The sequence below is a fragment of the Ensifer sp. KUDG1 genome, from assembly GCF_050434285.1.
GTDB lineage: Bacteria > Pseudomonadota > Alphaproteobacteria > Rhizobiales > Rhizobiaceae > Ensifer.
This window is the reverse complement of the sequence record NZ_JBNDIG010000008.1, coordinates 126,884-147,237: the sequence shown is the minus strand read 5'-3', so window position 1 is coordinate 147,237 and position 20,354 is coordinate 126,884. Positions and strand designations below refer to the sequence as shown.

At 63.1% G+C, this 20,354-nt stretch carries 19 protein-coding genes; 6 read left to right on the top strand and 13 right to left on the bottom strand.

Annotated features, from left to right (window positions below):
* From xdhC to uraH, 4 genes are read right to left on the bottom strand one after another with little or no spacing between them, the layout of a single operon-like run.
* Positions 1–867 carry a xanthine dehydrogenase accessory protein XdhC gene (gene xdhC / locus M2267_RS20265; protein WP_429116872.1) on the bottom strand — a complete coding sequence of 289 codons (867 nt, stop codon included), beginning with the start codon at positions 865–867 and terminating at the stop codon, positions 1–3.
* Positions 868–885: 18 nt separating this feature from the next.
* Positions 886–3,225 carry a xanthine dehydrogenase molybdopterin binding subunit gene (gene xdhB, locus M2267_RS20260; protein WP_429116532.1) on the bottom strand — a complete coding sequence of 780 codons (2,340 nt, stop codon included), beginning with the start codon at positions 3,223–3,225 and terminating at the stop codon, positions 886–888.
* A gap of 11 nt (positions 3,226–3,236) precedes the next feature.
* Entirely contained in the window at positions 3,237–4,718 is a 1,482-nt protein-coding gene (xdhA, locus tag M2267_RS20255) for a xanthine dehydrogenase small subunit (protein ID WP_429116529.1), read from the bottom strand.
* A 3-nt stretch (positions 4,719–4,721) separates the two neighbouring features.
* Positions 4,722–5,093 (bottom strand): hydroxyisourate hydrolase, encoded by a 372-nt coding sequence (gene uraH / locus M2267_RS20250; protein ID WP_104665191.1) that lies wholly within the window; start codon positions 5,091–5,093, stop codon positions 4,722–4,724.
* A 172-nt stretch (positions 5,094–5,265) separates the two neighbouring features.
* On the opposite strand from uraH, the gene puuE reads away from it, so the two are divergent.
* From puuE to M2267_RS20235, 3 genes are all read left to right on the top strand, one after another.
* Positions 5,266–6,681 (top strand): allantoinase PuuE, encoded by a 1,416-nt coding sequence (puuE, locus tag M2267_RS20245; protein ID WP_429116526.1) that lies wholly within the window; start codon positions 5,266–5,268, stop codon positions 6,679–6,681.
* Between the two features lie 10 nt (positions 6,682–6,691).
* The gene (gene alc, locus M2267_RS20240; RefSeq protein WP_429116524.1) at positions 6,692–7,711 is read left to right on the top strand and encodes an allantoicase; all 1,020 of its coding nucleotides are present in this window, start codon (positions 6,692–6,694) and stop codon (positions 7,709–7,711) included.
* A 71-nt stretch (positions 7,712–7,782) separates the two neighbouring features.
* Positions 7,783–8,268: an ureidoglycolate lyase gene (locus tag M2267_RS20235; RefSeq protein WP_034799348.1), complete on the top strand. Its 486-nt coding sequence runs from the start codon at positions 7,783–7,785 to the stop codon at positions 8,266–8,268.
* Positions 8,269–8,354: 86 nt separating this feature from the next.
* Here M2267_RS20235 and M2267_RS20230 read toward each other — a convergent pair whose 3' ends face one another.
* A complete protein-coding gene (locus M2267_RS20230) occupies positions 8,355–9,263 on the bottom strand; it encodes an AraC family transcriptional regulator (RefSeq protein WP_429116522.1) in 909 nt (302 codons plus the stop codon).
* Between the two features lie 51 nt (positions 9,264–9,314).
* Between M2267_RS20230 and M2267_RS20225 the strand changes: the two genes are divergently transcribed.
* Together M2267_RS20225 and M2267_RS20220 are read left to right on the top strand one after the other, a co-directional pair.
* Positions 9,315–10,568, top strand: coding sequence for a cytochrome P450 (locus tag M2267_RS20225; RefSeq protein ID WP_429116520.1), 1,254 nt, complete (start codon positions 9,315–9,317; stop codon positions 10,566–10,568).
* Positions 10,569–10,609: 41 nt separating this feature from the next.
* Complete coding sequence (locus tag M2267_RS20220; RefSeq protein ID WP_043613820.1) at positions 10,610–10,930, top strand: 2Fe-2S iron-sulfur cluster-binding protein; 321 nt, start codon at positions 10,610–10,612, stop codon at positions 10,928–10,930.
* Positions 10,931–11,029: 99 nt separating this feature from the next.
* Here the strand turns inward: M2267_RS20220 and M2267_RS20215 are convergent, their stop codons facing one another.
* Positions 11,030–12,322 (bottom strand): NCS2 family permease, encoded by a 1,293-nt coding sequence (locus tag M2267_RS20215; RefSeq protein WP_192449634.1) that lies wholly within the window; start codon positions 12,320–12,322, stop codon positions 11,030–11,032.
* A gap of 422 nt (positions 12,323–12,744) precedes the next feature.
* On the opposite strand from M2267_RS20215, the gene M2267_RS20210 reads away from it, so the two are divergent.
* Positions 12,745–12,942 (top strand): heavy-metal-associated domain-containing protein, encoded by a 198-nt coding sequence (locus M2267_RS20210; protein ID WP_429116516.1) that lies wholly within the window; start codon positions 12,745–12,747, stop codon positions 12,940–12,942.
* A gap of 69 nt (positions 12,943–13,011) precedes the next feature.
* On the opposite strand, the gene M2267_RS20205 is transcribed toward M2267_RS20210, so the two are convergent.
* From M2267_RS20205 to M2267_RS20175, 7 genes are all read right to left on the bottom strand, one after another.
* Positions 13,012–14,682: a dihydroxyacetone kinase subunit DhaK gene (locus M2267_RS20205; protein ID WP_429116515.1), complete on the bottom strand. Its 1,671-nt coding sequence runs from the start codon at positions 14,680–14,682 to the stop codon at positions 13,012–13,014.
* Positions 14,683–14,691: 9 nt separating this feature from the next.
* Positions 14,692–15,687, bottom strand: a complete 996-nt coding sequence (locus M2267_RS20200) for an ABC transporter ATP-binding protein (protein WP_429116513.1) — start codon at positions 15,685–15,687, stop codon at positions 14,692–14,694.
* Positions 15,680–16,777: an ABC transporter ATP-binding protein gene (locus M2267_RS20195; protein WP_429116511.1), complete on the bottom strand. Its 1,098-nt coding sequence runs from the start codon at positions 16,775–16,777 to the stop codon at positions 15,680–15,682. The genes M2267_RS20200 and M2267_RS20195 overlap by 8 nt, the downstream gene beginning before the upstream one ends.
* Before the next feature lie 3 nt (positions 16,778–16,780).
* On the bottom strand, positions 16,781–16,969 hold the full coding sequence (locus tag M2267_RS20190) for a hypothetical protein (protein ID WP_034799314.1): 189 nt from the start codon (positions 16,967–16,969) through the stop codon (positions 16,781–16,783).
* Positions 16,966–17,907: a carbohydrate ABC transporter permease gene (locus tag M2267_RS20185; RefSeq protein ID WP_429116510.1), complete on the bottom strand. Its 942-nt coding sequence runs from the start codon at positions 17,905–17,907 to the stop codon at positions 16,966–16,968. The genes M2267_RS20190 and M2267_RS20185 overlap by 4 nt, the downstream gene beginning before the upstream one ends.
* On the bottom strand, positions 17,904–18,851 hold the full coding sequence (locus tag M2267_RS20180; protein ID WP_043613808.1) for a carbohydrate ABC transporter permease: 948 nt from the start codon (positions 18,849–18,851) through the stop codon (positions 17,904–17,906). The genes M2267_RS20185 and M2267_RS20180 overlap by 4 nt, the downstream gene beginning before the upstream one ends.
* Before the next feature lie 101 nt (positions 18,852–18,952).
* Positions 18,953–20,287, bottom strand: a complete 1,335-nt coding sequence (locus tag M2267_RS20175; protein WP_429116869.1) for an ABC transporter substrate-binding protein — start codon at positions 20,285–20,287, stop codon at positions 18,953–18,955.
* Between the last annotated feature and the right edge of the window lie 67 nt (positions 20,288–20,354).

Here is a 20,354-nt window from a genome sequence, read left to right as displayed (position 1 = left end):
CTAACGAGCCAGCTTGGCGGCAGCCGGCCGACGCGAGATGTCCGCTTGCGCCGGCTGGCGGAAATTCAGCGCCGCCGCCATCACTTCAGCGGCGGCAAGCGCGGCAATCACCGCCGGCCGCTTGTCTTTCACCGTCGTGCCGCCGATCGGGCAGACGAGCCTATCGAAGAGATCCGGGCGACCGATCTCGCGCGACAGCCAGTTCTTGAAGGTCGAGCGCTTGGTCTTCGAGCCGATCATGCCGACATAGGAGGCATCGTCGCGGCGAAGCGCTTCCGCGGCGATCAGGAAGTCGAGCGCATGGTCATGGGTGAGGATGACGAAGGCACTGCCGGGAGGCGCGTCGCGCACCACCGCCTCCGGCATCGCCGTCAGGCAGGTCTCGATGCCGGGAATGTCGGCAACGGCCGAAAGCTCGTTCTCGCGGGTATCGACGAGAACCGTGCGCACCGGCACCAGGGAAAGCGCCATCGTCAAGGCATCGCCGACATGGCCGGCGCCGAAGACATAGACATGCGGCCGGCTGGCGATTTCCAGGTCGCTACGTTCAATCAGCATGGCGGCTTTCTCCCGATCGATGCGTGTGAAGGCAAGCGTCACGCGCCCGCCGCAACACTGGCCGATCTCCGGTCCGAGCGGGATCGTCATCGCCTCCGGCGCGTCGCCACGCTTCAGCGCCCGCCGGCCATGATCGATCGCCATGTATTCGAGCTGCCCGCCGCCGATCGTGCCGAACAGGCTCTCAGGCGCGACGAGCATCCAGGCGTCGGTGTCGCGCGGTGTGGACCCCGCTGCACCGGTCACCTCGACGAGAACGCAGTCGCGCTCGCGTCTGAGAAAGTCCCTGATATCCTCGCGGCTTGCCACCATGACGATCAGCCCCTGTTACCCTTTCTGCCGTGCGGCCGCCCGCAGCCGCTCGATCGCCATCAACACCCGTTCCGGCGTTGCCGGCGCGTCGAGGCGCGGCGCTATACGATACTCCGCAACGCTCGCGGCCGCCATCGACAAGGCTTCCAGCACGGAGATGCCGAGCATGAAGGGCGGTTCGCCGACCGCCTTCGAACGGCGGATCGTCTCTTCGCGGTTGACCGACCATTCGGCAAGCCGGGTGTTGAAGACGCGCGGACGGTCAGAGGCAAGCGGGATCTTGTAGGTCGAGGGAGCGTGCGTGCGCAGACGGCCCTTCGCATCCCACCAGAGTTCTTCCGTCGTCAGCCAGCCCATGCCCTGGACGAATGCGCCTTCGACCTGTCCGTGGTCGAGGGCCGGGTTCAGCGAGCGGCCGACATCGTGCAGGATATCGGTGCGATCGACCTGGTATTCGCCAGTTAGCGTATCGACGCTGACCTCCGAGCACGAAGCGCCGTAGGCGTAGTAGAAGAACGGCCGGCCCCGGCCTTCGGCGCGGTTCCAGTGGATCTTCGGCGTCTTGTAGAAGCCGGCAGCCGACAGCTGAATGCGGGCGCCATAGGCGATCTTGATGAACTCGTTGAAACTCAGGCGCTCGGCACCGATCCGCACCACGTTCGGTTCGAAGGCGACATCGGCCTCGGCGACGTTCCAGCGCTCGGCTGCGAACTTGACCAGCCGTTCCTTGATCTGCTGGGCGGCGTTGGCGGCGGCCATGCCGTTGAGATCGGAACCGGACGACGCCGCGGTTGCCGACGTGTTCGGCACCTTGCCCGTCGTCGTCGCCGTCACCTTGATCCGGTCGAGATCGACCTGGAACTCGTCGGCCACCACCTGGGCCACCTTGGTATAGAGCCCCTGCCCCATCTCGGTGCCGCCATGGTTCAGATGGATAGAGCCATCCGTATAGACATGCACGAGCGCGCCGGCCTGGTTGTACTCCGTCTTGGTGAAGGAGATGCCGAACTTCACCGGCGTCAGCGCGATGCCGCGCTTGACCACGTTGTTCTCGCGGTTGAACGCGATCACCGCTTCGCGACGCTTGGCATAATCGGCCGAGGTTTCCAGTTCCTCGATGATCCGCCCAATGATGTTGTCTTCCACCGTCTGGTGGTAGGGCGTTAGATTGCGCCCCTCGCCGCCGTAGAAGTTCAGCTTGCGAATTTCGAGCGGGTCCTTGCCGACGGCATAGGCGATGTCCTCGATCATGCGTTCGCCGCCGACCATCCCTTGAGGGCCGCCGAAACCGCGGAACGCGGTGTTGGAAACGGTGTTGGTCTTCAGCGGGCGCGAACGCAGGCGGACGTTCGGATAGAAGTAGCAATTGTCGGCATGGAACAGCGCACGGTCGGTGACCGGGCCGGAAAGGTCGGCCGAGTAACCGCAGCGGGCCGAAAAGACGGCGTCCACCGCCTCGATGCGACCTTCGTCGTCGAAGCCGAGCTTGTAGTCCACGTGGAAGTCATGACGCTTGCCGGTCGCGCTCATGTCGTCGTCGCGATCGGGCCGAACCTTGACCGGGCAACGGTATTTCTTGGCAGCGACCGCGGCCACGGCTGCGAAGATGTTGGCCTGCGTTTCCTTGCCGCCGAAGCCGCCGCCCATGCGGCGCACGTTGACGGTGACTGCGTTCGACGGCACGCCGAGCACGGTCGCAACCATGTGCTGCGTTTCGGCCGGATGCTGGGTCGAGGAATAGACGAGCACCTCGTCGTCCTCGCCGGGAATGGCAAACGAGATCTGGCCTTCCAGGTAAAAGTGATCCTGGCCGCCGATGCGCATCTCGCCTTCGAGAATGTTCTTCGACCTGGCAAAGCCCGCGTCGATGTCGCCGCGCTCCAACTTCAAGGGATCGATGACCAGCGGATAGTTGGCCGCTGCCGCTTCGAGCACGTCGGTCACATGCGGCAGGTCGCGATACTCGATCTTGACCTTGGCCGCTGCGCGCCGGGCAGCCTCGCGTGAGGTCGCAACGACTGCGAAGATTGGCTGGCCGTGGAACTCCACCTTGTCGGTGACGAAGATCGGCTCGTCATGCTTGTGCGCCGGGCTGATGTCGTTCTCGCCGGGAATGTCGGCCGCCGTCAGGACGCCGATCACGCCTTCGCTGGCGTTCACGGCCTCGAAGTCGATCGACAGGATATCGGCATGCGCCCGCTGCGACAGGCCGAGATAGCCATGCAGCGTGCCCTGGGGCTCGGGAATATCGTCGATATATTCGGCGGTTCCCGACACGTGCTTATGGCCGGACTCGTGCCGTTCCTTTTCGTGTACGCCACCGCGGATGCGGTCGATGGGCTGCATCACGTTCATGGCTTCCTCCCTTAAACCGCGACAGCAATGGTGCGATCGAGACGGAGCTGGCCGCCGGTCGACTGCGTTTCGAGATAGAAGCGGCGAAGCAGGTTCTTCGCCACCAGCTGACGGTATTCCGCCGACGCGCGCCAGTCGGTGAGCGGCGTGAAGTCCTGATCGAAGACCGCGAGAGCGCGCTCGATCGTCTCCTCGTTCCACTCGGCACCCTTGAGCACCGCCTCGACATTTGCGGCGCGCTTCGGCGTCGCGGCCATGCCACCGAAGGCGATGATGGCGTCCATGACCCGACCCGCGTCGAAGGCAATGTTGAAGCCGCCGCAGACGGCGGTGATGTCTTCATCCAGACGCTTCGTCACCTTGTAGACGGCAACACGGGCATTGTCGGAAACGAATGGAATGCGCACGCTTTCGACGAACTCGCCCGGCTCGCGGTCCTGCTTGCCGTAGGCGATAAAGAAGTCCTCGAGCACCACCGTGCGGCGGCGATCGCCCTTGCGCAGCGTGATCGAGGCGCCAAGCGCGATCAGCGCCGGCGGCGTGTCGCCGATCGGCGAGCCGTTGGCAATGTTGCCGCCGACGGTGCCCATGTTGCGCACCTGTTGGCCGCCGATGCGGTCCCAAAGCTCGGTCAGTTCCGGGAAGTGCTCGACAATCACTGGGTAGGCTTCGGCATAGCTGACGCCGGCGCCGAGCGTGACGCCATCGGCATCGACCGTAATGCGGCGCAGTTCTTCGAGATGGGTCAGGTGAATGACCGGCGAGATGTCGCGCATGAATTTGGTGACCCAGAGCCCGACATCGGTCGAGCCGGCGACGATCGTCGCCTTCGGGTTGGCTTCGAGCACGGCGGCGAAATCGTCGACCGAGCCAGGAAGAATGAAACGTTCCGTCTCCGAGCCGATTTCCACCCGGCGGCCATCCTGAAGGGCGGCCAGTTCGCCGGCGATCCGGTCGCGCTCGGCCACCAGCGGGTCCTTGCCGACGTCGCCGATCGTCGAGATCGCCTCGGCGGCGCGGATGATCGCGGCATAGCCGGTGCAACGACAAAGGTTACCCTGTAGCGCCTTTTCGATTTCGGCAATCGACGGCTTCGGGTTCTCCATCCAGAGGCCATAGAGTGACATCACGAAGCCCGGGGTGCAGAAGCCGCACTGCGAGGCGTGGGTATCGACCATTGCCTGCTGCACCGGATGCAGCGGACCGGCGGGTTGCGCCAGACTATCCACCGTCACGATGTGACAGCCATCGAGCGAGCCGACGAAGCGGATGCAGGCATTGACGGATTCATACTTGAGCTTGCCGTCGAGCAAACGGCCGACAAGCACCGTGCAGGCGCCACAGTCGCCTTCGGCGCAGCCTTCTTTCGTGCCCTTCAGATTGCGGTCGATGCGCAGAAAATCGAGCAGGGTCTGAACCGGCGAAACATCCGAGAGTTCGACGAGGCGGTGGTTCAGAATGAAGCGGATCGTGTTGCGGATCTGGATCGTCATTGTTCAGCTCCCGCGGTAGGTGGAGTAGCCATAGGGCGAAAGAAGCAGCGGCACGTGGTAGTGCGCGCCCTGGTTATCGATGCCAAAGCGGATGGGGATCACGTCGAGGAACGGGTTTTCGCCGCGCTTGGCTGCTCCGCCGAGATAATCGCCTGCATGGAACTGCAGCTCGTAGGTGCCGGTCTGCATGCGCTCGCCGCTCAAGAGCGGCTCGTCACAGCGGCCGTCGTCATTGGTCTTGACGGACTTGATATGCGTCTGGCGATCGCCCTCGACCCGGTAGAGCTCGATGCGCAGCCCTTCGGCCGGTTTGCCGCTGGCCGTATCCAGCACGTGCGTCGTCAAACGGCCGGCGTTTCCACCCTGAGATTGCATAGTTTTCGCTCCTCCCGAAGTCAGCTTTCCACCTCGCAGTATTCCGGCATTCCCACCCGCTTGGTAGCGACCGGATCATTCGAGACTTTCAAATTTTTTGGGGGGAATGGCTCGAAACAAATGCCGCTAGAAATTGGATGCAGAGACGAAAATGTCTGGAGGAGCTGCTTTCATGAGATACCCCCGCGATCTTCACGGCCACGGCCCGAACTTCAAAATCACATGGCCCGACGGCGCGCGGATCGCCGTGCAATTCGTCATCAATTACGAGGAAGGCGGCGAGAACTGCGTGCTGCATGGCGACGCGGCCTCCGAAGCATTCCTGTCGGAAATCGTCGGTGCGCAGGCCTGGCAGGGCCAACGCCACTGGAACATGGAATCGATCTATGAGTATGGCGCGCGCGCCGGCTTCTGGCGTCTGCATCGCATGTTCACCGAGCGCGGCGTGCCGGCCACCGTTTATGGTGTTGCCACGGCGCTGAAGCGCTCGCCCGAACAGGTCGCCGCCATGCAGGACGCCGGCTGGGAAATCGCCTCGCACGGCCTGAAATGGATCGAGCACAAGGATTTCTCGCCGGAGCGCGAGCGCCAGGAGATCGCCGAGGCGATCCGGCTGCACACGATCGTCACCGGCGAACGCCCGCGCGGCTGGTACACGGGGCGCTGTTCCGACAACACACTCGACCTCGTGACCGAGGCCGGCGGTTTCGACTATGTCTCCGACGCCTATGCCGACGACCTGCCCTATTGGCACGAGCATGCCGGGCGCCATCAGCTGGTGATCCCCTATACACTCGACAGCAATGACATGCGCTTTGCCACACCGCAGGGCTTCAACAGCGGCGATCAGTTCTTCAGCTACCTCAAGGACAGCTTCGACGTGCTCTACGCCGAAGGTGCCGCCGGCGCGCCGAAAATGCTGAGCATTGGGCTGCACTGCCGCCTGGTTGGTCGCCCCGGCCGCGCCGCAGCGCTCGCCCGCTTCCTCGACTACGTGCAGGGCCACGAGAAGGTCTGGCTCGCCAAACGCGTCGACATCGCCCGCCACTGGGCCGAGAACTACCCGTACAAGGCCTGGGACGATCGCCCGTCGCGGCTTGGCGGGGAGGCCTTCGTCGCCAAGTTCGGCGGCGTCTTCGAACATTCCAAGTGGATCGCGAAGCGCGCCTTCCAGGGTGAGCTCTCGCCGGCCAATGACACGGCGATCGGCCTTGCCGCCGCCCTTTCCGCAGTCTTCCGCGAAGCTTCGGCCGAAGAACGGCTTGCCGTCCTCATCGCCCACCCGGATCTCGCCGGCAAGCTGGCGCAGGCCAAGCGCCTGACAGAAAGCTCGACCAACGAGCAGGCCGGTGCCGGCCTCGACGCGCTGACCGATGCCGAGCGCGAGCGCTTCACCACGCTCAACGCCGCCTATGTCGAGAAGTTCAAGTTCCCGTTCATCATGGCGGTCAAGGGACGCAGCAAGGACGAAATCCTCGCGGCCTTCGAAAGCCGGATCGGCAACGATCGCGACACCGAGTTCGAGACGGCGTGCAGGCAGGTGGAACGCATCGCCTATCTGCGCCTCAAGGATATGCTGCCGAGCTGAGGGCCTCGTGATGACGACCGACGGCGTGAGCCCGCCCGAATTCGCGCTGAACGCGATCAACCTCGCCTCCGCCGGCCTCGGCGCACGGCCGGTCTTCGCAACCGACGAGTTCTTCGCGCCGCTCGAGCGCCTGCTGCAGGATGCGCCGCCGGTCTATCATCCCGGCATCTATGACGAGAACGGCAAGTGGATGGACGGCTGGGAGACGCGGCGACGCCGCGGCCCCGGCAACGACCACGCCATCGTGGCACTGGCGACGAACGGCCGTATCCAGGGCTTCGAGGTCGATACCGCCCATTTCACCGGCAACTACCCGAGCGCCTGTGCCATCGACGCCTGTCTGGCACCCGATGGCCCGGACGATCGGACGATCTGGACGGAATTGGTCTGCCCTCGGCCGCTCGGCCCGAGTGCGCCGCATCACTTCGAAGCGCGGTCGGATTCCATCTGGAGCCATGTGCGCCTGCGCATCTATCCCGACGGCGGCGTCGCCCGCCTTCGGGTTTACGGGGCGCCGGCACTTGACCGGGCAGCGATCGGCGACACGGTGGTCGACCTGGCCTCATCCTTGCTCGGCGGGCGCATCATCGCCTACTCCAATGGGCATTACGGCCATCAGCGCCTGCTTGCGCCCGGACGTGGCGTCAACATGGGCGATGGCTGGGAGACCCGTCGTCGCCGCGAACCCGGCAACGACTGGATCGTGGTGAAGCTGGCCGCCCGCGGGGAGATCGAACGCGTCGTGGTCGACACCGCCCACTTCAAGGGAAACTACCCGGATGCCTGTTCGCTGCAGGCGGCAGACCTCGGAGCGACCGCCTGCGAAGTGGCTGCATCCGTCACCGCATCGTCGATGTTCTGGCGCGAGGTTCTGCCGTCGCAGAAGCTATCCGCCGACAGCATCCACACCTTTGAAGCAAGCGCGCTCGCGGCCGGTGGTCCGGTGACCCATGTGCGCTTCAACATCTTCCCCGACGGCGGCGTCAGCCGGCTGCGTGTCTTCGGGCGTATTGCGAAAGCCGGCATCTAAATCGTTTCGCCGAGGAGGCGAAACGACCGAACTTCCAGGCAACCGATCAACATTGGACGGAGGAGCGTCACATGAAGGAGATCGTCATACAGCCGTTGACCCGGGAGGCCTTTGCGCCTTTCGGCGACGTGATCGAAACGGAGAATGCCAACAACTTCCCCATCAACGGAGGCAATGCAACACGCTACCACGACCTCGCCAAGATCGACACGACAGGCGAAAAGGCCCGGCCGATGATCAGCCTGGTGCGCGGCGTACCCTATCCGCTGCCGCTGAAACTCACCATGGTCGAGCGCCATCCGCTCGGCAGCCAGGCCTTCATCCCCTTGAGCGACAATCCGTTTCTGATCGTCGTGTCCCGGGAAACCGATGAGGGCCCGAGCGAACCGATCGCCTTCAAGACCACGCCTGGCCAGGGCGTCAACATCGCCCGCAACGTCTGGCACGGCATCCTGACGCCGCTTGATGACGTCTCGGATTTCGCGGTGGTCGACCGCGGTGGCGAAGGCGTCAACCTGGAAGAGCATTTCTTCAAGGAGCCGTTCCTGATCGTGTGAATGAATGCATGACCCGGTCGTCCGGTCGGGTTATCGGTGCGCCAGGGCCTCGCTGGCCGCCGAAATCGGACGATAAGACTGCGGCCTCAATAGCCACCATCCCGCCTGAACTTCGTCGGCGTGTATCCCGTCAGCCGCCGGAAATCGCGGGAGAAATGATAGGGATCCGGATAGCCGCAAACGGCGGCCACCGCCGACACCTTGGCATCGGGCCCCACCAGCAGGCGTTTTGCCTGGTTGATGCGCTCGTGGCGCAGCCAGTCCATCGGCGTTGTTCCCACCGTGTCGCGAAAGCGGCGAAAGAGTTGCGACGGGCTCAGCCGCGCAAGAGCCGCCAGATCGTCGATCGTCCAGGGTCTCGCGAGATCGTCGCGCATCACCGACAGCACCTGAAGCAAACGGTCTTCATCGGACCTCTCCTCAGCCGGCTCGGCCCCAATCAGCCGTGGCGTGATCATGTCCGCCATCAGCCCTGCGATCGCGGCGCTCGAGAGAGCATCGGTCGCAGGCGAGCGCTCGGCAAGAAATCCGCTCACACTTTCGAACGCCGCCTGTGCCCTGTCCGTCTCTCTCGGCACGAACAGGGGCGACTGCTGCACGCCGAGAAACTGGTAGAGCGCATCAAGCCCGTGTCCCTCGATCCCCATCCAGAGATAGCGCCAACTTTCGCTGTCTGGCGCGCAGCTATGCGCATAGGCCTGAGCCGTATCGAGCCAGGCGACGCTGCCCGTTTCGGCCAGGAAACGCTGACCGCGCACCTCGATCAACCCGCGTCCGCCTGTTGTGTAGACGAAGACATGCTGGTGGAACCGTTTGCGGATCGGCGCCTCGTCAGGACGTGTCGTCCGGCTTCCGGCCACCAGCGCCAGATACGGAAACGCATCGGCGAATTTTGCCGGGGTGTGAAAATGGAGTTCTTCGCTTTCGGGCAACATGCCATTTTCTGGCATCCGATGCGAGTTTTGTCCATCATCTTGCGACAGGACGCCATTCACAGAGCTGATCTCGTGACGTTATCATGCAGCTTTATGCACGGAGAATTGCCCATGACCGAAACCGCGCCGAACGGCGACGCCGCGAATTTCACCTTCGCGCCGCTGTCCCCGGATTTTGCTCGCGATCCCTATCCGACCTATCGCGCGCTGCGCGAGAAGGAGGGGCTGCACTACTTCGCGGACTTCGACATCTGGCTTGCCTCGCGCTTCGAGGACGTCTCGGCGATCGTTATGGACAAGCGCATGGTGCGCTCGCTCGAAGACCTCGCAACCAAGGAAGAGCTTGCAAAACTGCAGCGCGCCGCCAATTGGCACGACATGCCGCATCACGAGCGCTTCGTGCAGTTCAGCCTGCTCGACAGCGATGGTGCCGTGCATGACCGGCTGCGCAAACAGGTGTTCAAGCTGTTCACGCCGGCGATGATCGCCAAGCTCCGCGACCAGATCCAGGCCTATGTCGACCGTCTGGTCGACAGCCTCGCCGATCGTGGCGAGATCGACTTCGTCGACGATCTGGCCGCCCATGTTCCGGGCCACATCATCGGCCGCCTGCTCGGCGTGCCGGACGAGGACTGTCCGCAGCTACGGATCTGGTCGGAAAACATCGTGCAGTTCTTCGACGTCGACCGCTCGGATGCGCGCAAGGAGATTGCCGAGCGCAACACCACGGAATTCTACGAATATCTGACGGCGCTGAAGGCCGAGCGCGAGCGGGCGCCGAAGGACGACCTGATCTCCGTGCTGATCGAGGCGGAGCGCTCGGGCGCGATGAACTTCGACGAATTCATCTCAACCTGCATGCTGATCCTGATGGCCGGCCATGGCTCGACGATCGACGTGCTCGGCAGCGGCATGCATGCACTTCTGCGCTTCCCCGACCAGATGGCGCGGCTGCGGAGCGAACCCGGGCTGATCCAGACCGGCGTGCAGGAGATGTTCCGCTACGAGTCGCCGCTTCCGTTCTTCCACCGCCATTGCGTCGAGGACATCGAGATCTTCGGCCGACGCTTCGAGCGCGGCACCAAGTTCGGCCTGCTCTATGGCGCCGCCAACCGCGATCCCAAGCAGTTCGAGAACGCCGACACCTTCGACATCGGCCGCACGCCCAATCGGCATCTGGCCTTTGGCGGCGGCGTGCATTTCTGTCTCGGCAACCACCTCGCGCGCCTCGACATGGATATCATCTTCAGCACCCTGCTTCGCCGCTTCCCGACCATCGAACTCGTCGACCGGGAACCGGAATACAAGCGCGGGCTTTCAGTCCGCGGACCCAAGCGGCTGAAGATCGCCATCCGGCCCGCCTGATCCCCATCCTCGACACCAACATACGCAATCGGAGAATACCCATGCCCAAGATCGTCTTCATCGACGCGGACGGCACGACGAAAGAAATCCAGGCGGAGATCGGCCAGTCGCTGATGTCCGCCGCCGTGCAAAACGGCATCGACGCCATTGCCGCCGAATGCGGCGGCTCTTGCGCCTGCGGCACCTGTCACTGTTACATCGACGGCGAATGGAGCGACCGCCTGCCGGCGCCCGAATTCCAGGAACAGGACATGATCGAGTGCGTGGTCAACCCGAACGAACGCAGCCGCCTGAGCTGTCAGATCACCGTCTCGGCAGAACTGGATGGGCTCGTCGTGCATCTGCCCGCCGGCCAATACTGAGACGAAACAGAAAAAGACCGGAGCAACATTTCGTTGCTCCGGTCAGCACCTACGGGGAAGTTCTGATCGGCCGGCGCAACATGCTCCGGCCGATTTTCGTTATTCGGCGAAGAACGCGAAGCGCACGATGAAGAGCGCCGCAACGAGCTGGGTTGCCGGGTGGATGACGCTCCACTTGCCGGTGAAGACCTTCAAGACGACGTAGCTGACGAAGCCGAAGGCAAGACCGTTTGCGATCGAGTAGGTGAAGGGCATGGCGAGTGCTGTAAGCGCTGCCGGAGCCGCTTCGGTCAGATCGTCCCAGTCGACTTCCGTCAGTTCGCGCATCATCAGACCGGCGACATAGAGCAGAGCCGGGGCCGTCGCATAGGACGGAACGGCGGCTGCGAGCGGCGAGAAGAACAGCGCCGCCAGGAACAGCACGCAGACGGTGAGTGCCGTCAGGCCCGTGCGACCGCCGGCCTGCACGCCCGAGGCGCTTTCGACATAGGCGGTGGTGCTGCTGGTGCCGATCAGCGAGCCGGCGACGATCGCGGTGCTGTCGGCCAGAAGCGCGCGACCGAGACGGTTCGGCTTGCCCTCTTCCACCAGCTTGGCGCGCTTGGCGACACCGATCAGCGTGCCGGTCGCGTCGAAGACCTCGACGAGCACGAAGACGAGGATGACGTGCAGCAGGCCGCCATGCAGGGCGCCCATGATGTCGAGTTGCAGGAAGGTCGGCGCGATGCTCGGCGGTGCCGAAACGATGCCCTTGAACTCGCTGACGCCGAGGATCATCGACAGGACGGTGACGACCAGGATGCCGATCAGGATCGAGCCGCGAACTTTCAGCGCGTCCAGCACGGCAATCACGAAGAAGCCGAGGATGGCGAGAAGCGGACCGGTCTGCTTGAGGTCACCGAGACCGACGAGCGTTGCCGGATTGTCGACGACGATGCCGGCATTCTTCAGGGCGATGATGCCGAGGAAGAGGCCGATACCAGTGGCGATCGCGCTTCGAAGCGAATGCGGAATACCGGCAATCAGCCAGCTTCGGACCCCCGTCACGGTCAGGATCAGGAAGATCACGCCCGAGATGAAGACCGCACCCAGCGCCTGCTGCCAGGTAAAGCCGAGAGCCGCGACCACGGTAAAGGCGAAGAAGGCGTTGAGGCCCATGCCGGGCGCCATGCCGATCGGCCAGTTGGCGACGAGCGCCATGACGGCCGAACCGAGGGCTGCGGCGATACAGGTTGCGACGAAGACGGCATCCCTATCCATGCCCGTGCTCGACAGGATGTCGGGGTTGACGAAGATGATGTAGGACATCGTCAGGAATGTCGTAATACCGGCGATCACCTCGGTGCGCGCCGTCGTCTGATGCTCTTTCAGCTTGAATAGTCGTTCAAACATCTTTCCTCCCTTGGCGGCGTCACCACGACGCAGCCGAACGACAATGAGCGGGAAACCGTCTCCTCCAGTTCCCGACCAGTGCATTTCGAACGCCCGGACAGTCCGGAGCGATCGCTTCGCTTTAGGCTTCGTGCCGGCTGGCGATCGTCCGCCCTCTCTCGGACGACGCGAATGCCTCTTGCACAGCCCCAGGATTGTGCGACTTCCGGACGCAGACCGCTAGCCGTCCATTCCCGGGATCGATGATGAAAGACTTTCAAATTTTTCGGAGAATTTGAGAGGCCGTTGGCTTAGACTCTCGGGGGTATTTTCCACCATTCGTGCGACTGGAAATGCCGCGAACAAATATCTCGAAGGCCCTATTGACCTTCCAACGGTGGGAGACGCCATGTTTGTCTCACAACCGAACCAAGGAGACAAGCATGCAGAACTACAAGATCGACAATATGACCTGTGGCCACTGCGCCGGCGTCGTCCAGAAGGCGATCCTGAGCGTCGACTCGCAGGCAACGATCAAGGTCGATCTCGGCAATAGGGAAGTCAGCGTCGAGACCGCCGCAGCGGCAGGGCCGATCGCAGACGCCCTGAAGGCGGCCGGTTACGAGAGCCACGCGCTCTGAGCCCACGCTCCACTGACACCTCCCGTCACGAAACGCCCCGGCTTGCCGGGGCGTTTTGTTGTCTGGCTGTCAGCCGGCAACGGCTGCGGCGCCTTCGGGCTGGCGCCCGAGCATATCGGGATGGCGCGCCAGGTGCTCGAACAGGCGGGCGACTGCTTCGGCGCCGGGGTCGATGTGCCCTTCGAGCTGCTTGGCGTTGATATAGGCCGCCCGCCCTGCCCTTGCCCGCACGAGCGTCGCCGTCAGATTGGCGCCGTCACGCGCTGCCTTGGCAGCCGCGCCGATGCTCGCGTCGAGCGCATCGAGCGCGGGGGAAAGCGCGTCGACCATGGTGCGGTCGCCGATCTGCGCGCCGCCGATTTCCTGCATGCGCGCCAACCCGGCCTTCAGCGCTTCGCGGATCGAAAGCCCGCTCGAAGCGCCATCACCGGCGGCGGCGAAGAAGATCGCCAGAAGCACGCCCGAAGAACCGCCCATCGTCTGGCTCAGCTCCTGCCCGATGGCGCGGAAGAGCTGCGTATGGTCGGAAAGCGGCAGGCGATCGAGCGCCTGAATGAGTGCCCGTGCGGCGCCGGCCAGCGTCGAGCCGGTGTCTCCGTCGCCGGACTTGGCATCGAGCGCGTTCAGGTCCTTTTCCGCATCGATCAGCAGGTTGCAGCAGGCAAGCAGGAACTGCCGCGTCGCATCGTGTCGCGAAGGCAGAGGCGAAATCGGCGTCAGGCCGTCCGGCAGGGCCAGAACATTCACCGGCCTGACGGCGGTCACGCCCGGCCATGCAGGAAGCGCCACGGGTCGGGACAACAGCTCCAGTTCGGCCTTGTCGGCCGGATAGACGGAGACGGAAAAGCCGCGCATGTCCAGCGACGTCATCATCGGCGCGGGCCCGACAACGTGCACGATCCGGTCGGCGATGTCAGACTGGGCGAGTTCATGCATGAGGACAGACATTTCCAGGATCGACGTGCCGCCGAGATTGTTGACGAGCGCCACGTGCGGCTTGTCCTCCATCGCCGCCTGCAGTCGCTCGACCATGGCGGCGACGGCGCTTCTCGCATCGGAATACACAATCTGTTCGACGCCAGCTTCGCCATGGATGCCGAGGCCGAGTTCCGCATGCCCCTCGGGGATGCGATGTTCCTTCGGCGAACCGGGAACCGTGCAGGTATCGAGCGACATGCCGATGGTACTCGTGCCGGATATGACCTTGCGCGCCGCATGGGCGATCGTATCGAGGTCTGCCCCGCTTTCCGCGAGCGCTCCGGCGATCTTGTGAACGAACAGGGTGCCGGCGACACCGCGGGCCTGCGGAAGGTCCGGCAACGCAATGTCGTCGTCGACGATGACCATGCTCACATTGAGGCCGTAGGCGCGGGCGCGTTCGGCCGCAAGGCCAAAGTTCAGCCGGTCACCGGTGTAATTCTTGACGACCAGCAGGCAGCCGGCAGGCCCGGTCACCGCCAGGATACCGGCGAGGATCGCGTCCACGCTCGGCGATGCGAAAACATCGCCGCAGACGGCGGCCGTCAGCATGCCCTTGCCGACGAAGCCGATATGCGCGGGCTCGTGTCCCGAGCCGCCACCTGAAACCAGCGCAACCTTGCTCCTGTCCCAATCCGAGCGCAGGACGACGCGAATGTGCGGGTATCCGTCGAGGCGGCTGAGCGCGCCGCCGGATGCGGCAAGAACCCCGTCGATCGCTTCCGTAACCGCATTTTCCTTGCGGTTGATAAACTGATTCATGTTCGCCTCCTAAGCGATGCGCATTCCGGCCGCGTCGAAGAAGAGCGGCTTGTCTGGCTGGATCTTGATGGTCTCGCCGCCGCGGAACCCGGTATGGGGATCCGTGACCGTCACGAGGTTGTGCTGCTTGAACGTGAGATGCAGGCGCGTCTGGTCGCCGAGATGTTCGACACGGGTCACAAGGGCATCCTCTCCGGCGCCCTGGACGATGTTTTCGGGCCGAAGTCCGATCGACTGCGCCCTCTCCGGCGCCCCCGCAAAAAGCTTGGCAGGCAGGACGTTGATGCGCGGCTGGCCGAGGCGGGTCGCGGCGTAGACGCTGACCGGCGCTTCGTAGACCTCTCGTGGCGAACCGAACTGAACGAGCCTGCCCTCTTCGAGCACGCCGATATGCGTTGCCATTGTCATGGCTTCGATCTGGTCGTGGGTGACGTAGAGAAGCGTCGCCCCGGACTTTGCCTGGATGTTCTTCAGTTCGACGCGCAGGTCGGCCCGAAGCTTCGCATCGAGCGAGCTCAACGGCTCGTCCATCAGGTATATCTGCGGGTTTCTGACAAGCGCCCGACCGATCGACACGCGCTGCATCTCGCCGCCGGACAGGGCCGTCGCCTTGTTGTCGAGCTTGTGCGAGATCTGCAGGACCTCGGCGATGGCGTTCACCTTTTCGTCGATCGTCTTTTGCGGCGTTCTCAGGAGCGGGGATTTCAGCGGAAACTCCAGGTTCTGCCGCACGGACAGATGCGGGTAGAGCGAATATTGCTGGAAGACCATCGCCACGTTGCGCTGCGCCGGCGTCAGTCCTTGCATGGACATCCCGCCGATAAAGATCTCGCCGCTGTCGGGCGTGTCGAGACCCGAGACCATGCGCAATGTCGTCGTCTTTCCGGCACCGGTCGGCCCCAGCAGCACGACGAACGATCCGTCCGGGATCGTCATCGAGACCTCGTTGAGCGCCGCGTGGGTGCCGAATGTCTTCGTCACGTTTCTTAGGATGACTTCAGCCACGGCGCAGCACTCCTTCGTTGGCTTCGGAGACAAGAGCACGCCCCGTCTCCGCATTGAAGAGCGTCAAGGTCCGTGCGTTGAAGTCGAGACCGACAAGCTCGTCGGTGCGGGCTGCCTGACTGGAGGGCGTGCGCGCCTTGATCTCGCCATTGGGCGTTTCGATCGTGACGATCTGAGTGGTGCCCAGATACTCGACGGCGATCACGCGGCCTCTATAGCTGGAATCGTCGACGAAACGGACGTGCTCGGGACGCACACCGAGCGACAGCGTACCGGCCCTGCCCTCGCGCGATGCCGGCACCGCGACCTTCTTCCCGCCGAGGTCGATGCTGTCGCCACCGATACCGATCATGCCCTCGAACTCCAGAAAGTTCATGGACGGGGAGCCGATGAACTTGGCGACGAATTTTGTCGCCGGCCAGTCGTAGATCTGCTGCGGCCGGCCGAACTGCTCGATGACGCCGTGGTTCATGACGACGATCTTGTCGCCCATCTGCATCGCTTCCAGCTGGTCGTGGGTGACGTAGACGGTGGTGGCCCCCATGCGGTCGTGCAGCGCGCGCAGTTCCCCCGCCATGTGTTCGCGGAACTCGGCGTCCAACGCGCCGAGCGGTTCGTCCATGAAGAAGGCCTTCGGGTTTCTGACGATCGCGCGACCGAGCGCAACGCGCTGGCGATCGCCGCCTGAGAGCCCGCCGACGGGCTTGTCGAGGATGCCTTCAATTCTGAGGATCCTTGCCACCTCGGCGACGCGAGTCGCCACATCCGCCTTTTTCATGCCCTGGCTGACGAGCGGATAGGAGATGTTCTTGCGCACGTTCATGTGGGGATAGAGGGCGAACATCTGGAAGACGAAGGCGATATCGCGCTCCCTTGCCCGCTTCATGCCGACCTCTTCACCGCCGATATAGATCTGGCCGCTCGTCGGCAATTCCAGTCCCGCCATCATGCGAAGCGTCGTCGTCTTGCCACATCCGGAAGGGCCGAGCAGCATGAAGAACTCGCCGTCTTCCACCGTGAAGCTCGAAGACTGGACAGCCGTGAACGCCCCGAACTCCTTGCGCACATTTTCAATTCTGATCTGTGCCATGGGTCACTCCGGAAAATGGCTGACGATGATGAACATGACTGTTCCAAGCAGCGTCACGAGGAAGGAGAAGGAGTAGAGGGTGAGTGAGACCGGCTGCATCAGCATGACCACGCCGAGCGCGATAAGCACCGATGCCACCATTTCCCACGCGCCACGGCGAAGGCGGAGCAACTGGTTGAGGAAAGCTGTCATTTTCTTACCGCTCCGAAGGTGATGCCGCGCAGGAGGTGTTTGCGAAGCAGGATCGTGAACACCATCACGGGGACGAGGAAGAGGGTCGCGCCGGCCGCCACTGCCGGCCAGTCCTGGCCGCCGACGCCGATGATCGTCGGAATGAAGGGTGGTGCGGTCTGCGCGGTGCCGGACGTCAGCAGCACGGCGAAGGCATATTCGTTCCAGGCGAAGATCAGGCAGAAGATCGCCGTCGACGCGATCCCGGTCGCCGCCTGGGGCAGAACCACCTTGTAGAACGCCTGGAAGCGCGTGTAGCCGTCGATCAGCGCCGCCTCTTCATACTCGATCGGGATCTCGTCGATGAACCCCTTGAGCAGCCAGACCGAGAGCGACAGGTTGACCGCCGTATAGAGCAAGATCATGCCGGCATGGGTGTCGTTCAGTCCGAGCGAGCGGAACATCAGGAAGATCGGAATGGCGACCGCAATCGGCGGCATCATCCGCGTAGAAAGGATGAAGAACAGCAGGTCGTCCTTGAGCGGCACCTTGAAGCGCGAGAAGGCATAGGCCGCGGCTGTTCCGAGCACGATGCACAGCACCGTCGAGCCGAACCCGATGATGACGGAATTGTAGAAGCGCTCCGGGAAGCGCGACGGGCCAGCGATGATCAGCCCATCCTTGCGAACGAGACGCTCGTACCAGGTCTTCGGTTCGCCCATCTCCTGCAGTTGTTCTTCCGAAACGCGGGTGCGCGTCGTGAAGAGGTTCACATAGCCTTCGAGCGTCGGCTCGAAGAATGTCTTTGGCGGATAGGCGATCGCGTCCGATGGCGATTTGAAACCCGTTCCAATGATCCACAGCAGCGGGAGAATGGTGATCACCGCATAAAGCACGACCAGGGCGCCTGCGAACCACTTCTGCCGTGCGGATGGCTCCGTTACAGAAAAGCTGCTCATCTCTGCTTCACCTTGTTGAGTGCTTTGACATAGATCGACGCAAGGCCGAAGACGGTCACGAAGAGGATGACGGCATAGGCGGACGCGTATCCGGTGCGCCATTTCTCGAAGGCTTCACGTTTCAGGTTGATGGACGTCAGCTCCGTGATCGAGCCTGGGCCACCGCCCGTCAGCTGCACGACCAGGTCGAACATCTTGAAGTTCTCGATGCCGCGGAAAAGGATGGCCAGCATCAGGAACGGCAGCACCATCGGGATGGTGATGGTCCAGAACTGGCGCCAGCTGCTGGCCCGGTCGCACTCCGCCGCCTCATAGATGCTGCTTGGAATGGAGCGCAGCCCGGCAAGGCAGATGAGCATGACGAACGGCGTCCACATCCAGGTGTCGACGATGATGATCGCCCAGGGCGCCAGCGACGTGTCGCCGATCATCGAGAAGCTGGACGGGTCTGCTCCGGTCAGGAACCCGATCGCATAATTGAAGAGGCCGATCTGCGGCTGGTAGAGAAAGGTCCAGAAGTTGCCGACGACGGCGGGGCTCAGCATCATCGGAAGCACGATGATGGTCGTCCACAGGTCGTTGCCGCGGAACTTCTTGTTGATGAGATAGGCGAGAGCAAAGCCGATCAGCACCTGCAGGACGATCGTCCAGATCAGGAAGTGGGCCGTGGCCTGCATCGTCAGCCAGATGTCCTTGTCGGTCAGGATGTTCAGGTAGTTGCGCAGACCGACGAACTGAACAGGCTCGTTCGGGCGGTTCACACGGAAATTGGTGAAGCTCAGCCGGACGGTCCAGATCAGCGGGAAGATGTTGATCGCAAGCAAAAGCACGATGGACGGTGCGACGAAAATCCAGGCGATCGCGCGGTCCGACAACCCTCTGATGCGCCGTGCAAGCACGGGCGGCGTCGCGTGCGCAGCGCGATCGATCGAAGAATGGAGCATGGTATTCCCCTAAGGCATTGACGAATGGGCATGCGGGGCCGGCGCGAGAGATCGGCCGGCCCCGCATGGACGCTTCCGCCGGGAGGCGGCGGGTGTTTGCGTCAATACTTGCCTTCGTCCTCGAAGATGTCCTTCCAGTCGTCAGCGAGACCATCGAGCGCGTCCTTCGCCGTGCCCTGCTTTGCTACGACATAGTCGTGGAAGCGCTTCTGGGAAGCCTGGAGCAGAGATGCATAGGAAGGTTCTGCCCAGAAGTCCTTCACGATAGCCATCGAATCCAGGAAGGTCTGCGCATAGGGCTGGCTCGTGGCGAAGCTCGGGTCCTCGACCACCGAGCGCAGTGCGGAGTAACCGCCGAGCGCCCACCACTTTTTCTGGATTTCAGGCTGCGCGAACCACTTGATGTAATCCAGCGCTTCCTTCTGCTTGTCGGACGCCGCGACCACCGAGATGCCCTGGCCGCCGAGCTGGGCGAACTGCACACCGGTCGGGCCGGCGGGATTGGGGAAGTAGCCGGACTTGTCGCCGCCGACATTGGCGTCGGCATGGATGCCGGGCCAGGTGAAGGCGAAGTTCATCTGCAGGGCGACCTGGCCGGACTTGTAGGCGTCGATATCCTCCGACATGTAGGCGTCGGAATGGCCGGGAGGCGTGCAGCAATCGTAGAGCGCCTTGTAGAATTCCAGGCCCTTGACCGCATCCGCCGAGTTGACGAAACCGTCGAGCTCATAGGCCTTCTTCGGATTTCCGTACTCGAAGCCGTAGCTGTAGAGCACGTCCATCACGCCCATGGTGATGCCCTCAGAGCCGCGCTCCGTATAGATTGCAGCGCCATAGACGGTCTTGCCGTCGATCTGACGCTTCTGAAAGAATTCGGCGATATCCTTGAGCTCGGCGAAGGTCTTCGGCACGGCGAGATCGCGGCCGTACTTCTGCTTGAACTCCGCCTGGAGTTCGGGACGCGAGAACCAGTCCTTGCGATAGGTCCAGCCGACCACGTCGCCGAACGCCGGCAGCGCCCAATAGTTTGGCGAATTCTTTGGCCATTCCGCGTAACCGATGACGGTTGCCGGAATGAAGTCGTCCATCTTGATCCCTTCCTTGTCGAAGAAATCATTGAGCTTGATGTATTGGCCATTCTCGGCGGCGCCGCCGATCCACTGGCTGTCGCCGATCATCAGATCGCAGAGCTTGCCGCCGGAATTCAGCTCGTTCAGCATCCGGTCGGCGAAGTTCGGCCACGGCACGAACTCGAACTTCATCGTGTTGCCGCTCTTGGCTTCGAAATCCTTGCTGAGTTCGACGAGCGCGTTGGCCGGATCCCAGGCGGCCCAGCAAAGGGTCAGCTCCGCTGCGGCAGCGTGCGTACCGGACGCACCCGCAATGGCAAAATACGCTCCGACCATGACTGTGGAGCTCAACAGAATCTTCTTCATCATCGGGTTCCTCCCCCTTGTACCTTCTGACCTCCATCAGAAGGAAGCGCCCTGACCGGGCGGTGGC